Source organism: Shewanella eurypsychrophilus (assembly GCF_007004545.3).
Lineage (GTDB): Bacteria > Pseudomonadota > Gammaproteobacteria > Enterobacterales > Shewanellaceae > Shewanella > Shewanella eurypsychrophilus.
The window spans coordinates 3,753,037-3,767,482 of sequence record NZ_CP045503.2 but is presented as its reverse complement, the minus strand read 5'-3'; the positions used below and the strand labels follow the sequence as shown (position 1 = coordinate 3,767,482).

The 14,446-nt window shown below is 43.0% G+C and carries 12 protein-coding genes; all 12 read left to right on the top strand.

Annotation, left to right across the window (positions count from 1 at the left end; genetic code table 11):
* The first annotated feature begins 236 nt into the window (after positions 1 to 236).
* The 12 genes from FM038_RS15995 (at position 237) to fliM (ending at position 14,428) form a co-directional block, all read left to right on the top strand.
* Complete coding sequence (locus FM038_RS15995; protein ID WP_142874340.1) at positions 237 to 1,670, top strand: sigma-54 dependent transcriptional regulator; 1,434 nt, start codon at positions 237 to 239, stop codon at positions 1,668 to 1,670.
* Positions 1,671 to 1,842: 172 nt separating this feature from the next.
* Entirely contained in the window at positions 1,843 to 2,961 is a 1,119-nt protein-coding gene (locus FM038_RS15990; RefSeq protein WP_142874339.1) for a sensor histidine kinase, read from the top strand.
* On the top strand, positions 2,954 to 4,315 hold the full coding sequence (locus FM038_RS15985) for a sigma-54-dependent transcriptional regulator (RefSeq protein ID WP_142874338.1): 1,362 nt from the start codon (positions 2,954 to 2,956) through the stop codon (positions 4,313 to 4,315). Before FM038_RS15990 ends, FM038_RS15985 begins: the two co-directional genes overlap by 8 nt.
* Before the next feature lie 496 nt (positions 4,316 to 4,811).
* Positions 4,812 to 5,156 carry a flagellar hook-basal body complex protein FliE gene (gene fliE / locus FM038_RS15980; protein WP_142874337.1) on the top strand — a complete coding sequence of 115 codons (345 nt, stop codon included), beginning with the start codon at positions 4,812 to 4,814 and terminating at the stop codon, positions 5,154 to 5,156.
* 78 nt (positions 5,157 to 5,234) lie between these two features.
* Complete coding sequence (fliF, locus tag FM038_RS15975; RefSeq protein WP_185965866.1) at positions 5,235 to 6,938, top strand: flagellar basal-body MS-ring/collar protein FliF; 1,704 nt, start codon at positions 5,235 to 5,237, stop codon at positions 6,936 to 6,938.
* Positions 6,928 to 7,962 (top strand): flagellar motor switch protein FliG, encoded by a 1,035-nt coding sequence (gene fliG, locus FM038_RS15970; protein ID WP_142874335.1) that lies wholly within the window; start codon positions 6,928 to 6,930, stop codon positions 7,960 to 7,962. The genes fliF and fliG overlap by 11 nt, the downstream gene beginning before the upstream one ends.
* Positions 7,962 to 8,957 (top strand): flagellar assembly protein FliH, encoded by a 996-nt coding sequence (gene fliH, locus FM038_RS15965; RefSeq protein WP_142874334.1) that lies wholly within the window; start codon positions 7,962 to 7,964, stop codon positions 8,955 to 8,957. The genes fliG and fliH overlap by 1 nt, the downstream gene beginning before the upstream one ends.
* Complete coding sequence (fliI, locus tag FM038_RS15960; RefSeq protein ID WP_142874333.1) at positions 8,941 to 10,281, top strand: flagellar protein export ATPase FliI; 1,341 nt, start codon at positions 8,941 to 8,943, stop codon at positions 10,279 to 10,281. Before fliH ends, fliI begins: the two co-directional genes overlap by 17 nt.
* Positions 10,282 to 10,326: 45 nt before the next feature.
* A complete protein-coding gene (fliJ, locus tag FM038_RS15955; protein ID WP_142874332.1) occupies positions 10,327 to 10,773 on the top strand; it encodes a flagellar export protein FliJ in 447 nt (148 codons plus the stop codon).
* A 158-nt stretch (positions 10,774 to 10,931) separates the two neighbouring features.
* Positions 10,932 to 12,647 carry a flagellar hook-length control protein FliK gene (locus tag FM038_RS15950; RefSeq protein ID WP_223292875.1) on the top strand — a complete coding sequence of 572 codons (1,716 nt, stop codon included), beginning with the start codon at positions 10,932 to 10,934 and terminating at the stop codon, positions 12,645 to 12,647.
* Between the two features lie 112 nt (positions 12,648 to 12,759).
* Positions 12,760 to 13,278 (top strand): flagellar basal body-associated protein FliL, encoded by a 519-nt coding sequence (gene fliL / locus FM038_RS15945; protein WP_142874329.1) that lies wholly within the window; start codon positions 12,760 to 12,762, stop codon positions 13,276 to 13,278.
* Between the two features lie 121 nt (positions 13,279 to 13,399).
* The gene (gene fliM, locus FM038_RS15940) at positions 13,400 to 14,428 is read left to right on the top strand and encodes a flagellar motor switch protein FliM (protein ID WP_142874328.1); all 1,029 of its coding nucleotides are present in this window, start codon (positions 13,400 to 13,402) and stop codon (positions 14,426 to 14,428) included.
* Positions 14,429 to 14,446: the final 18 nt, after the last annotated feature.

The window sequence follows — 14,446 nt, the reverse complement described above, 5'->3', positions numbered from 1 at the left end:
ATTTGACAATTTGTTATGGTTTCGTCGAGTTTTTCAGCTAAAATCAAATAAGTTTAAAGAATATCAATCTAGTTAAGCATAAAAGGCATCAGAGACTTGCTAATAGCTTGCTGATAATACACTATTCCTCATGGTAGTGATTTTGTTCAAATTTGTAATGGAAACACTACATTGATTTTAAGCAACAAACACTAATAATTAATGCGAATAATAACGAGCGCTTTACGGCTTTTTGAATGATGCAAACAGATCAACGAATTCTACTTGTCGGTAACCAGTCTGAGCGAATTAATCGCTTATCATGTGTATTTGAGTTTTTAGGTGAGCAAGTTGAGTTAGTCGCAATCGATAAACTTGAACTTCGACTCCAAAACACACGATTTAGAGCCTTGGTTATCACTGCTGACTCGCAGTCAAAAGAGTTATTTCAATCCTTAGCTAGGAAACTTCCTTGGCAGCCTATTTTGTTGTTAGGAGAGCTTGAAGGCGGCAGCGCCTCAAATATCCTTGGTTGCATTGAAGAACCCCTTAATTACCCTCAGCTGACAGAGTTACTGCATTTTTGTCAGGTGTTTGGGCAAGCTAAACGTCCTGATGTACCAACAAGTGTTAACCAAACAAAATTGTTTCGTAGCATGGTTGGGCGCAGTGAAGGGATCGCTCAGGTTCGTCATTTGATTAGCCAAGTCGCTGGTTCTGACGCTACTGTGATTGTGCTGGGTCAGTCAGGTACGGGCAAAGAGGTTGTTGCTCGTAATATTCATTATATTTCTGAACGACGTGATGGACCCTTTATACCTGTCAACTGTGGCGCGATTCCGGCTGAGTTATTGGAAAGTGAACTGTTTGGTCACGAGAAAGGCTCATTTACAGGGGCTATTAGCGCTCGAAAAGGTCGCTTCGAACTGGCTGAAAAGGGAACGCTTTTCTTAGATGAAATCGGCGACATGCCGCTGCAAATGCAAGTTAAGTTACTGCGTGTACTGCAGGAGCGAGTATTTGAGCGAGTGGGAGGCAGTAAGTCTATAGCGGCCGATGTTCGTGTGGTGGCTGCGACTCACAGAGACATAGAAACCATGATCACCACGGGTGAGTTTAGAGAGGATCTTTATTATCGTCTCAATGTATTCCCTATCGAAATGCCAGCTCTATGTGAAAGAAAAGATGATATTCCTTTGCTTTTACAAGAACTAGTAAGCCGAGTCTACAACGAAGGACGAGGTAAAGTTAGATTCACTCAACGTGCTATTGAGTCTTTGAAAGAGCATATTTGGTCTGGAAATGTCAGAGAACTTTCAAACCTCGTTGAGCGATTAACTATTCTGTATCCTGGTGGCTTGGTTGATGTGAATGATCTTCCTGTTAAGTATCGCCATATCGATGTACCAGAGTATTGCGTTGAGATCAGCGAGGAAGAGTTAGAGCGCGATGCCTTAGCATCAATTTTCAGTGACGAAGAGTCTATCGAGATCCCGGAAACGCGCTTCCCAAGCGAACTTCCACCAGAAGGTGTTAACCTAAAGGATCTCTTAGCCGAACTTGAAATTGATATGATCAGGCAGGCCTTAGAGCAGCAGGATAATGTTGTTGCGAGAGCCGCTGAAATGCTGGGTATAAGGCGTACTACTCTCGTCGAGAAGATGCGTAAATATGGCATGGGTAAAGATTAACTCAGTCTACACAGTTCCTAGGCACTAGTCCCTAGGAACTAGAACTTCCTTTAAAATATTCATATTTCTCCTCAAGTTAGCCTGCAAACATCCTTGCACCGAGATCCTTCTTTGTTTTTTGGCACAAATCGTGCAATTACTCCGTTAGCAGCAATTTTTTGACGGAGTAGATATGTCCGTAAGTCCTCAAATACAATTAGATAGCCTAAATAAACTGTCCCCTAAATGGTTGGATGCAGCGCCCGCTGCCAACATGTCTAATCGCATGGAACACATTTTACAGGCTATGCCGTCAGGGATTATTATTCTCAATGGAGACGGACTGGTTACCGATGCTAATCCGGTTGCTGTTGAGCTGCTAGGTTTGCCACTGGAAGGGCTAAAATGGCTACAAATAATCAATCGGGCTTTCTCGCCACAAAAGGATGACGGCCATGAAGTTTCATTGAGAAATGGCCGACGAGTTAAAATGGCTATCACGCCTTTAACGCCAGAACCAGGTCAGCTCATTGTACTCACAGATCTTACTGAGACACGTTTGCTGCAGAAAAATTTATCTCACCTTCAGCGGTTATCTGCTTTGGGAAAGATGGTAGCCACATTGGCCCATCAAGTAAGGACGCCACTCACTGCAGCCTTGCTTTATGCCTCTAATTTAGCCAGCCCTAAGATTTCTGAACAATCCCGTAGTCGATTTCAGACTAAACTCGTCGATCGACTCAATGAATTAGAGCATCAAGTCAATGATATGTTGCTAATGGCCAAAGGTCGAGGGCAGGAGCAAGGAGAGGCTCATTCTACCGCCGACATACTCGACAGTGTGATGGCTAATTGTGAGCCAATTGCAGCACAACATCTAAGTCAATTACGACTCGTTGATCTTTCGGTAAATGAATTTTTAGCAAACAGTACTGCGCTCAGCTCTGCTATTAATAATTTAGTTATAAATAGTATTGAAGCCGGTGCCACTTTAGTTGAAATAAGAACGGCAGACATAGAAAATCAAATTCAAATAGAAGTCACTGATAATGGCAAAGGCTTAGACAGTGAGATGCAGCAGAAGGTGCTTGAGCCCTTTTTTACCACTAAAAGCCAAGGCACCGGGTTAGGTCTGGCGGTGGTTCAGTCTGTTGTCGCTAATCATGGTGGTAAAATGCAATTACGCTGTCAAAAAAATAAAGGCTGTAAGGCTATTCTAATATTTCCAAAACTAAATCAAGGTATTAACGATAGCTTTAATCACGCCATTGCTGATGAAGTACAGGTTGTTAAGGGGGCCGATCATGTCTGAAGGTAAAATATTACTAGTAGAAGATGACCATTCACTCAGAGAGGCGTTATTTGATACCTTGCTGCTCGCACATTATGAATGTGTCGATGTCAGCTGTGCTGAAGATGCCATTCTCAAGCTTAAGAATGAATCGTTCGATTTAGTCATTAGTGACATTCAGATGGAGGGTATTGGGGGCATAGGCTTGCTCAATTACCTTCAACAGCAGCAAGCTAATCTCCCCATATTATTAATGACTGCATATGCAACCATAGATAATGCGGTTAATGCTATTAAGTTAGGGGCGGTGGATTATTTGGCAAAGCCCTTCGCACCACAAGTATTACTCAATCAAGTCTCGCGGTATTTGAAACCGAGGAATGTAGATAATAAGCCTATTGTAGCGGATGAAAAAAGCTTAGCTTTGCTCGCCTTAGCTGAGAAAGTGGCTTGCTCCGATGCATCTGTGATGATTTTAGGTCCTAGCGGCTCAGGTAAAGAGGTGTTGGCGCGGTTTATTCACCAACATAGTTCAAGAAATGAAGGGCCATTTATAGCGATAAACTGTGCAGCAATACCAGAAAATATGCTCGAGGCAACATTATTTGGTTACGAAAAAGGCGCTTTCACCGGCGCATATCAAGCATGTCCAGGAAAATTTGAGCAGGCTCAAGGTGGCACTTTACTCTTAGATGAAATTTCAGAAATGGATTTAGGTTTACAAGCCAAATTGCTCAGAGTACTGCAAGAACGAGAAGTTGAACGTCTCGGCGGTCGTAAAAATATTAAACTGGATATTCGCGTACTGGCAACGTCAAATCGAGATCTAAAAGCAACTGTAGCCGACGGCACATTTCGTGAGGATTTGTTTTATAGAATTAATGTATTTCCTCTTACTTGGCCTGCTTTAAACCAAAGACCTGCAGATATATTGCCTTTAGCGAGACACCTAATCGCTAAGCACGCTGCGCATTCTGGCCTTGCACCATGTCCTGTGCTCGATGAAAGTGCTTGTCGTAGGCTATTAACACACAGATGGCCAGGGAATGTGCGTGAACTGGATAATGTTATTCAACGTGCTCTAATCCTAAATAGTGGTGAGCATATCAGTGTGAACGACATTATCATCGATAGTCAAGACGTTAAGTTAACCATAGAACCTGTGGTTCAGCCATTGAGTGATCAAGCTAAGCCAGCAGAGTTAGATGCTTTAGGAGATGAGTTAAAAGCCCAAGAGCACGTGATAATTTTAGAGACCCTGAATATGTGTAAGGGGAGTCGAAAATTGGTCGCTGAAAAATTGGGTATTAGTGCAAGAACGCTAAGATATAAAATGGCTAAAATGCGAGATATGGGGATAGAGATCCCAGCCTAAAATAAGGTTTCGAGGTTCGAGGTTTGAGTTCCTAGGATCGAGTTCCTAGGATCGAGGTTCGAGGTCCGAGGTTCGAGGTCCGAGGTCCGAGGTCCGAGTTTCAAGTTTCGAGTTTCGAGTTTCAAGTTTCGAGTTTCGAGTTTCGAGTTTCGAGTTTCGAGTTTCAAGTTTCGAGTTTCAAGTTTCGAGTTTCAAGTTTCAAGTTTCAAGTTTCAAGTTTCGAGTTTCAAGTTTCAAGTTTCAAGTTTCGAGTTTCAAGTTTCGAGTTTCAAGTTTCAAGTTTCGAATTTCAAGTTTCGAGTTTCGAGGTCCGAGGTCCGAGTTTCAAGTTCCGAGGTTCGAGGTTCGAGTTCCTAGCTCCTAGCTCCTAGGAACTATCCTTACCTCCTCCCTTCTTTATTTAACTTGGCAGTATTCTTGCATGTTCTTATCTATCAGTTAAGTAAGTCAACAATTCGACACTGACCCAGTACATTAGGGTGATAGGGAGTAACATATGCAAATTGGAGCCAATTCATTATTACAAGAGATGCAGTCTCTTAGCAGTGAAATTCCAACCTCTGGGCTGAATTCAGGTTTCAGCTCTCCTATCACTCAGCAAGTTAATAGCGTTGCTGGTAGTGACTTCGGTGCCTTATTATCTCAAGCTATCGGAACGGTAGGTGAGTTACAATCAAACTCAGCATCTCTTGCGACTCGTTTAGAGATGGGCGACACCAGTGTGACACTTTCTGACACTGTTATAGCGAGAGAAAAGGCTAGTGTTGCTTTTGAAGCCACAGTGCAAGTGAGAAATAAGTTTGTAGAAGCATATAAATCGATTATGAGCATGCCAGTTTAATGACGGCTCAAGCATAAATAAAACAGTAATTAATAGAATAATTAATAGAATAAGCAGGTATCTATTTTGAGTACAGACATGGTGGTTGGTTCTGAATCTAGCTTGGCAAGTGATCAACTTGCTGGTGGGGTGCAAGAAGAGAATAAATCAGGCGGCAGTGGCATGTTTGGTGGTGTAGATATGCTCCGTCAGATAACCATGATCCTCGCTCTTGCTATCTGTTTAGCATTGGCTGTATTTATCATGTTATGGGCGCAGGAACCTGAATATCGACCATTGGGGAAAATGGATACCCAAGAGATGGTAAAGGTACTCGATGCTTTAGATAAGAATAAGATTAACTATAAAATAGACGTTGATGTCATAAAAGTACCTGAAGACCAATACCAAGCAGTAAAGTTGATTTTAAGTCGTGAAGGGATAGATGGCGCGACAGCAAAAAATGACTTCTTAACCCAAGACAGCGGTTTTGGTGTGAGCCAACGCATGGAGCAAGCTAGGCTGAAACATAGTCAAGAGTTAAACCTTGCCAGAGCAATTGAAGAGCTAAGAAGCGTTAGTCGAGCCAAAGTGATTTTGGCAATCCCTAAAGAAAATGTCTTTGCCAGAAATCGTGCTAAGCCAAGTGCTACTGTCGTGATTAGTGCCCGCAGGGGTGGGTTGGGACAAGAAGAAGTGGATGCTATTGTAGATATTGTCGCTTCAGCGGTTCAAGACTTAGTGCCTACAAAAGTCACAGTGACTGATTCCAATGGTCGTTTGTTAAATTCAGGCAGTCAAGATGCAAGCTCTGCGCGTGCCAGAAGAGAGCTTGAGTTGGTACAACAAAAAGAATCGGAATACAGAACCAAAGTTGAATCTATTCTCATGCCGATCCTTGGTCCTGAGAATTTTACCTCTCAAGTCGATGTCACCATGGATTTTACTGCTGTAGAACAAACTGCAAAACGTTTTAACCCAGATCTTCCCGCCCTAAGAAGTGAGATGACCGTTGAGAATGACAGCAATGGCGGCAGTGCATCAGGGATCCCTGGCGCATTGTCTAACCAACCGCCTATGGAAAGTAATATTCCTGAAAATGCATTAAATACCGCTGAAAATGGGTCTGCAGCTAATGGCTCTTCTCATCGGGAAGCGACAAGAAACTTTGAACTAGACACCACGATTAGCCACACTAGACAACAGGTCGGCACCGTTAGAAGAGTGAGTGTCTCAGTTGCCATTGACTTTAAATCTGGACCCGTCGGTGAAGATGGTCAAATAAATCGTGTACCAAGAACCGAGCAAGAGCTGGCCAATATTCGTCGATTGTTAGAAGGTGCTGTCGGATTCACTACTCAACGAGGTGATGTTCTTGAAGTTGTTACTGTACCTTTTATGGATCAATTGTTTGAAGAAGTACCGGCTCCAGAAATTTGGGAGCAACCTTGGTTCTGGCGCGCATTAAAATTAGGTATGGGTGGGTTAATTATTCTTTCACTGATCCTATTTATTGTCAGGCCTATGCTGAAACGCCTTATTTATCCTGATAGTGTCAATGTGCCTGACGAGCCTAAGTTTGGTGATGAGCTTGCCGAGATAGAAGATCAATTTGCCTCAGATACTTTAGGAATGCTCAATCGCCCAGAAGCCGAATACAGTTACGCAGATGATGGTTCAATATTGATACCTGATCTACACAAAGATGATGATATGATAAAGGCAATTAGAGCCCTGGTTGCCAATGAACCTGAGCTATCTACACAAGTTGTCAAAGGTTGGTTACAAAACGATGAGCAATAATTCAGATAAGGCCAAAGCAGGTGGTGTTGATGAGCTGTCAGGTACTGAAAAAACGGCAATATTACTCTTAAGTCTAAGTGAAGCCGATGCAGCATCAATATTGAAACACCTAGAACCTAAACAGGTTCAAAAAGTGGGTATGGCCATGGCTGCGATGCGGGACTTTGGTCAAGAGAAAGTTATCGGTGTTCATCAATTATTTTTAGATGAAGTGCAAAAGTATTCATCGATAGGTTTTAACAGTGAAGAGTTCGTTAGAAAAGCACTCACAGCTGCACTCGGTGAAGATAAAGCGGGTAATCTGATTGAACAGATTATTATGGGCGGCGGTGCTAAGGGTCTTGAATCACTCAAGTGGATGGATCCCCGTCAAGTCTCGACCATCATTCAAAATGAACACCCTCAGATTCAAACAATTGTCTTATCCTATTTAGAGCCAGATCAAGCTGCTGAAATCTTTGCCCAATCTCCGGAAAATACTCGTCTCGATCTTATGATGCGAATTGCCAATTTAGAAGAAGTTCAACCGGCAGCATTGCAAGAGTTGAACGACATCATGGAGAAACAGTTTGCTGGCCAAGGTGGTGCTCAAGCGGCGAAGATGGGCGGTTTGAAGGCTGCTGCCAATATCATGAACTACTTGGATACGGGTGTTGAGAGTCAGTTGATGGAGACCATGAGAGAGTCAGATGAAGAGATGGCTCAGCAGATCCAAGATCTTATGTTTGTATTTGAAAACCTGAGTGATGTGGATGATATTGGTATTCAAGTGCTGCTGCGTGAGATACAACAAGATGTCTTGATGAAGGCGCTTAAAGGCGCTGATGATGGGCTTAAAGATAAAATTTTGGGGAACATGTCTAAACGTGCAGCTGAGCTGCTACGTGACGATCTCGAAGCCATGGGTCCGATTAGGATCAGCGAAGTCGAAGTTGCGCAAAAAGAGATCTTATCCATTGCTAGGCGATTGAGTGACAGCGGTGAGATTATGTTAGGCGGTGGTGGTGGTGAAGAGTTCTTATAATGAAACCAGATAGCCAAGATAAAGATAAAATTGACCCAGGTATTGAGCCAGAGTTTACCAGTTGGCAGATCCCAGATATTACTCAGGCTGACCCCGAGCAGGTATCAAACCTGTTTGGGCGAAGAAGCATTGCCAAGCTCAATGTCGAAGAAACACAATCTTATTTGCCACCAACGCTAGCGGAAATCGAAGCTATTCGGGAGCAGGCTGAGCAAGAAGGGCTTGAGCAAGGTAAAGATCAAGGTTATAAGTCCGGGCTTGAGAGTGGTCGGCTTGAAGGATTAAAACAAGGCCATGAAGAGGGGACTAAGCAAGGGTTAGAGCAAGGTTACGTCGAAGGTTTAGAGCAAGCTAAAAATCTACTAGAGAAGTTTGAGTCAATATTGACTCAATTTGAAAAACCACTCGAGTTACTCGATACAGAAATAGAGCAAGAGTTGGTTGCTTTAACCATTAAGCTGACCCGAGCCGTCGTTGGACATGAGATTAAAACACACCCTGAGCATATTCTAGCAGCCTTAAGGCAAGGTGTTGATTCGCTTCCGATAAAAGAACAAGGGGTGTCGATTCGATTGCACCCAGATGATTTTCTATTAGTGCAGGAATTATATTCTGTGAATCAATTAGAAAAGAATCAATGGCAATTAGAATCCGACCCTAGTTTATCGGCTGGTGATTGCATTATTAATAGTCAACGAAGCAGCGTGGATATGCGCCTTGAGCAAAGGTTAACTTCCGTGCTCGAAACGATGAGTCATCATTTAAGCCATCTTAATCAGACCCATGAACAACAAGCCCAAGCTTTGCCTTCCTATAATCGTTCAGAAATATCTACTAAGCCTATTGAAGATGTTGATGAGCCTTCCAGCTCTGAACCTGAAAAGCCATTGCCATCAGAGGCTGATAACGCTAATTCTGAGACTGGTCACTCCTATGATGTGCAGCCAAGTGGGCAAGTAGATGAACAAGGTACAGAAGATGAGCAATCGCCATAGCCAGCTGCTGAATAAAATCAGAGCACAACAAGATAAAGTGTTTCCGTTTGTCGCAGAGGCTAGTGGACAGTTAGTGCGTGTCGTAGGCTTGACGCTAGAAGCCACAGGATGCCGTGCATCTATTGGCAGCCTTTGTAGTATCGAAACAATGGCGGGTGAATTAACCGCCGAAGTGGTTGGTTTTGATGATGGACTTCTTTATCTTATGCCGATTGAGGAGCTTCGAGGGGTGTTGCCAGGTGCTAGGGTGACGCCACTTGGAGAGCAAACAGGATTAAATGTAGGCCTTCAGCTACTAGGACGGGTTGTTGATGGCAACGGTCAACCTCTCGATGGCCTTGGCCGTTTACAAACAGACCAAAAAGCGCCGAGACATGCTCCAACGATTAACCCATTAGCTAGGCGAGCGATAACTGAGCCTTTAGATGTCGGTGTTAGAGCGATTAACGCTATGCTTACCGTCGGTAAGGGTCAACGAATGGGACTGTTTGCCGGTTCTGGTGTGGGCAAGAGTGTACTACTTGGCATGATGACCCGAGGAACTACCGCCGATATTATCGTGGTCGGTTTGGTAGGAGAACGTGGTCGAGAAGTTAAAGAGTTTATTGAAGAAATTTTAGGTGAAGACGGACGCGCTCGCTCTGTCGTTGTTGCAGCTCCCGCAGATACTTCCCCGCTTATGCGTCTTAGAGCTTGTGAGACTTCAACAAGAATCGCCGAATATTTCAGAGATCTTGGCTATAACGTACTCTTATTGATGGATAGCCTGACACGTTACGCGCAAGCACAACGTGAAATCGCCCTCGCTGTCGGAGAGCCGCCAGCGACGAAAGGGTATCCACCATCAGTGTTTGCTAAGCTACCTAAGTTAGTTGAGCGTGCGGGTAATGGAGGACCAGGACAAGGCTCTATTACTGCTTTTTATACAGTATTAACCGAAGGTGACGATCTACAAGATCCCATTGCCGATGCAGCCAGAGCTATTTTGGATGGTCATATAGTACTTTCAAGAACGCTCGCTGATTCAGGTCATTATCCTGCAATCGACGTCGAAGGTTCAATTAGTCGTGTGGCACCCATGGTGATAAGTAGCGAACATTTGGAGTCGATGCGACGAGTAAAGCAAGTGTATTCGTTATTTCAGCAAAATAAGGATCTTATTTCTATTGGGGCATATACCCAAGGAAGCGATCCCAGAATTGATAATGCGATTCGTCTTCAACCAGCCATGAATGCATTTTTGAGACAGACGATGAAGGAAACACTCAGCTTCGATAGCAGTCATTTGATGCTTTCACAGTTAAGTGCACAGTGCCAAGTTTAGTCACCTTTAGAAAGCTAAACGTATCCATATGCACGGGAGGAAAGCGTGGCTAAATCAGATCCACTTTTAACAGTACTAAAACTTGCGAACGAAGCGGAAGAACAAGCCTCGTTGCAGTTAAAGTCTGCACAATTACATTTTCAAAAATGCCAAAGTCAGCTAGATGCACTCCGTAATTATCGCTTAGATTATATGAAGCAGATGGAAAGCCACCATGGCAAAACTATCAGCGCCAGTTACTATCACCAGTTTCACCAATTCGTTCGTCAAGTTGATGATGCGATCACAAAGCAGATCCTGACTGTAACCGAAGCGGATAATCAAAGAAAACATCGGCAACTATTTTGGCAAGAAAAGCAGCAAAAACGAAAAGCGGTAGAACTATTGTTGGAACATAAAGCTAAAAAGGCCGAAAAAGTTGCCTTAAGACTTGAGCAAAAGATGATCGATGAATTCGCTTCTCAACAGTTTTATAGAAAGAGAACGCGTTAAATTTGCTAATTTTTATTTTGTAATTGTTTTTGGCGTGATTTTTGCTTTAATATTTTATTGGTAGCGTTCATTTGTTTTCTGTTCACTAATTTGACGCTATATCTTTCTTTTTATAAAAGAGTTTTTCTTTATTGAATACCAGCCTTGTTGGAGGCTTTATGCAGAAAATGTCAAACATATTATTGGCGAATACAGATACTTCATCAGATAAGATGTCAATTGGTGAAATTAAACAGGCTGACAAGACTCAATCATCTGAATCTGGAGATTTTTCTGCGGCATTAGAACAAGCGAGTATTAGTGCTAAAGAGGCAAATCAAGCAAAAAAGGGGGCTCAAGGTGAGTCAACTTCAGTTGAGCATAATCAAACTCAAAGTAAAGACTCACAAGATCTTAGTGTGTCAGATAATGCGGCGGATGACGTTAACCATGTTCTCGCGCAAATAAACCTAGCAATGGAACTTGAATCCACTCAAGCATTAAATCAAAGCGGCGAAGATTTGCCGCTTGATGCAGGAACACAGAGCGAGGTCTTGTCCGACGAGAGCATCAATATTGCTAATCCTCTCCTCATTAATAGCGAAGCGGTTAGTCCTGAGCATATCCTTAATGAGGAGTTAGTTGCTGCAGGTGAAAGTGAAATAACTAAGCTCAACCTTACAGATACAAAGACATTTGATAAATATCCGCTGATAGATCCAGAAACTCAAATTCCACTCGATAAAGATACTGTTCAACAGTTAGTAAAAGAAACGGGATTATCTGAAGCTGAATTGAAAATGTTATCTCCTCAAGATCTAGCTAAATTAACTTCCCAGTTTAGTCATATTTACGCCAAAACTGACCATGAAGCGAATCTCGCTAGCACGGGAACCAATACTGGGACTAATACAGAAGTCAGTACTGGGATCAATACCGGAACGAATGCAGCAATCAGTAGTGGAACAAGTGGTGATAAATTAGCCGGCGAGAATAAGCAGTCGAGTGAGCTGCCAAGTGGCCAATCTCACTTGTCTACGGGGTTGGCACCAGAAAAAAATCTTGAAGCTAAAGGAGTAACGGCTCAACAAACTAATGAAGGTGTTAGCCGAACTAGCGGTTCGTTAGAGCAAGGGAAGGACGGCAAGTTTGTCAATATTTTAGGTGAGAAAACTCAGGCGGAAATGACAAGTTTGTCGAGTGCTGACAGCTCAAACAAGGCCTCAAATAAGCTCTCAAATGAAGCCAGTGGCAATTCTGAAGCGCAATTGAAAAGTGCCGAGCTTACTGTAAAGTATGTCGGTTCAAATGCCAGTCTCGACCCAGGCTCGAGTCAAACAGAAGCGTTATCGAGTGATATTAAATCAACGCAAGTCGTACAAGCTGCTCACACTAGTTCAGTGGCTTCATCGAGAGTTGAAGCCCCTCAATTTCAATTGTCCTTAAGACAAAATAATGAGCAGGCTAACTCAATGCAGGAGATGATCCAACGTTTCTCACCTGTAATGAAACAGCAGCTGGTGATGATGGTCAGTCAAGGGATCCAACATGCTGAAATTCGACTCGACCCCCCTGAGCTCGGACAGCTAATGGTGAGAATTCAGGTTCAAGGTGATCAGACTCAAGTTCAATTCCAAGTCGCTCAGCATCAAACCAGAGATATTGTTGAGCAAGCTTTACCTAGGCTCAAGGAGTTGTTAGCAGAGCAGGGCATGCAGCTTACTGACAGCCATGTTTCACAGCAAGATTCAGGTGGAGAGCAAGGAGAGGGGGCTGGCTCAGAGAACGCCCAAGAGGGATATGAACCAGAACTGGATGATTTTTCTGCAGACGAATCATTATTAAGCTCAAATCAGGCAACTAGTTACCGCTCAGCTATAGATTATTACGCGTAAGCAGGTAATCTATGGCAAAATTAGATCCTTGATTTACATAAAGTCATTCACCATTGGTCTAATATAGTAAAATTTGCAGTGTAATTAGATTGTCGTGTTGAAGGGAAACAAAATGGCCGAAGAAGAATCCTTAGAGCTCGAGGAAAGTGAAGAGCCTAAAAGCAAAAAAAAATTAGTGATTTTTGGTGCAATAGGACTCGTCTTAGTCTTAGCCATTGCGGGTGGTTTATGGTTTTTCTTAGGCTCAAGTGATAGTGCCGATGTGGCGGATGTTGGCGAGGGAGCGGTTGAAACAGAGGCTGTTAATCTTGGTGAAGCATTTTATGTTGGCATGCCCAGACCATTTCTGTTTAACCTACCAGGTGCTAATCGTTCAAGACTTGTAGAAATTAAAGTGCAACTAATGGTCAGGGGATCCGATGATGGTGTGCTGATAAAGAAGCATATCCCTCTTATTGAAGATGCTTTGCTGACAACGTTTAGTACTGCAGATGTACAGAAGTTAAGTTCACTTGCAGGCAAAGATGAAATGCGTCAATTGGCATTATTAAATGTACAAAATACATTGCAGCCAGTAACCGGGCGTAAAGTGGTTGAAAAAGTGCTCTTTACTGGTTTCGTGATGCAGTAGTGCTATGGCTAAAAACAGTAACAGCTGAAGCCAAACTAATTTTATGGCACATAAAAGAATAAAACTGAGTTTATTGAAACTTAGGTAATCCCCCCTATATATTGTTTGATAAGGCATTATTGTGAGTGATTTATTAAGCCAAGACGAAATTGACGCGTTACTACATGGTGTAGATGACGTTGATGAGGATGAAGTTGAGGAGGATGGGTTTGATGCCCGCTCATACGACTTTTCTTCACAGGATCGTATTGTTCGAGGGCGAATGCCGACCCTTGAAATCGTCAATGAACGTTTTGCGAGGCATTTGCGTATCAGCATGTTCAACATGATGCGCCGCGCAGCTGAAGTGTCTATCAATGGCGTTCAGATGTTGAAGTTTGGTGAATATGTTCACACCTTGTTTGTGCCTACCAGTTTAAACATGGTGAGATTTAGTCCTTTGAAAGGCACAGCATTAATCACCATGGAGGCAAGGTTAGTCTTCATTTTAGTGGATAACTTTTTTGGTGGTGATGGCCGGTTTCATGCAAAAATCGAAGGCCGAGAATTTACGCCAACCGAGAGGCGTATTGTTCAGCTGCTGTTGAAAATAATCTTCGAAGATTATAAAGATGCTTGGGCACCAGTAATGGATGTCGAATTTGAGTACCTTGATTCTGAGGTTAACCCTGCGATGGCAAACATCGTTAGCCCAACCGAAGTCGTGGTCGTTAGCTCTTTTCATATTGAGGTCGATGGTGGAGGAGGGGATTTCCATATTACTATGCCCTACTCGATGATTGAGCCCATTCGAGAGCTGCTTGACGCGGGTGTGCAAAGTGATACTCAAGATACCGATATGCGTTGGTCTAAGGCATTGAAAGATGAGATTATGGATATTGATGTAGGAATCGATGCCACGATTGTAGAGCAAGAGATAAAACTTAAAGATGTTATGGAGTTCAAAGTGGGAGATATTATTCCTGTCGAATTACCTGAACACATCGTTTTGAGGGTGGAAGACTTACCAACGTTTAGGTGTAAATTAGGCAAAGCCAGAGATAACTTAGCATTGAGTATATCGGCAAAAATCCCTCGACCAGAGACAGTAAAATCTGAATTGCAATTAGTGACGCGTAAAGGTAAGAGTAGAGAGGTTTCTGAAATATAGCTCAGTGCATAAAGACAA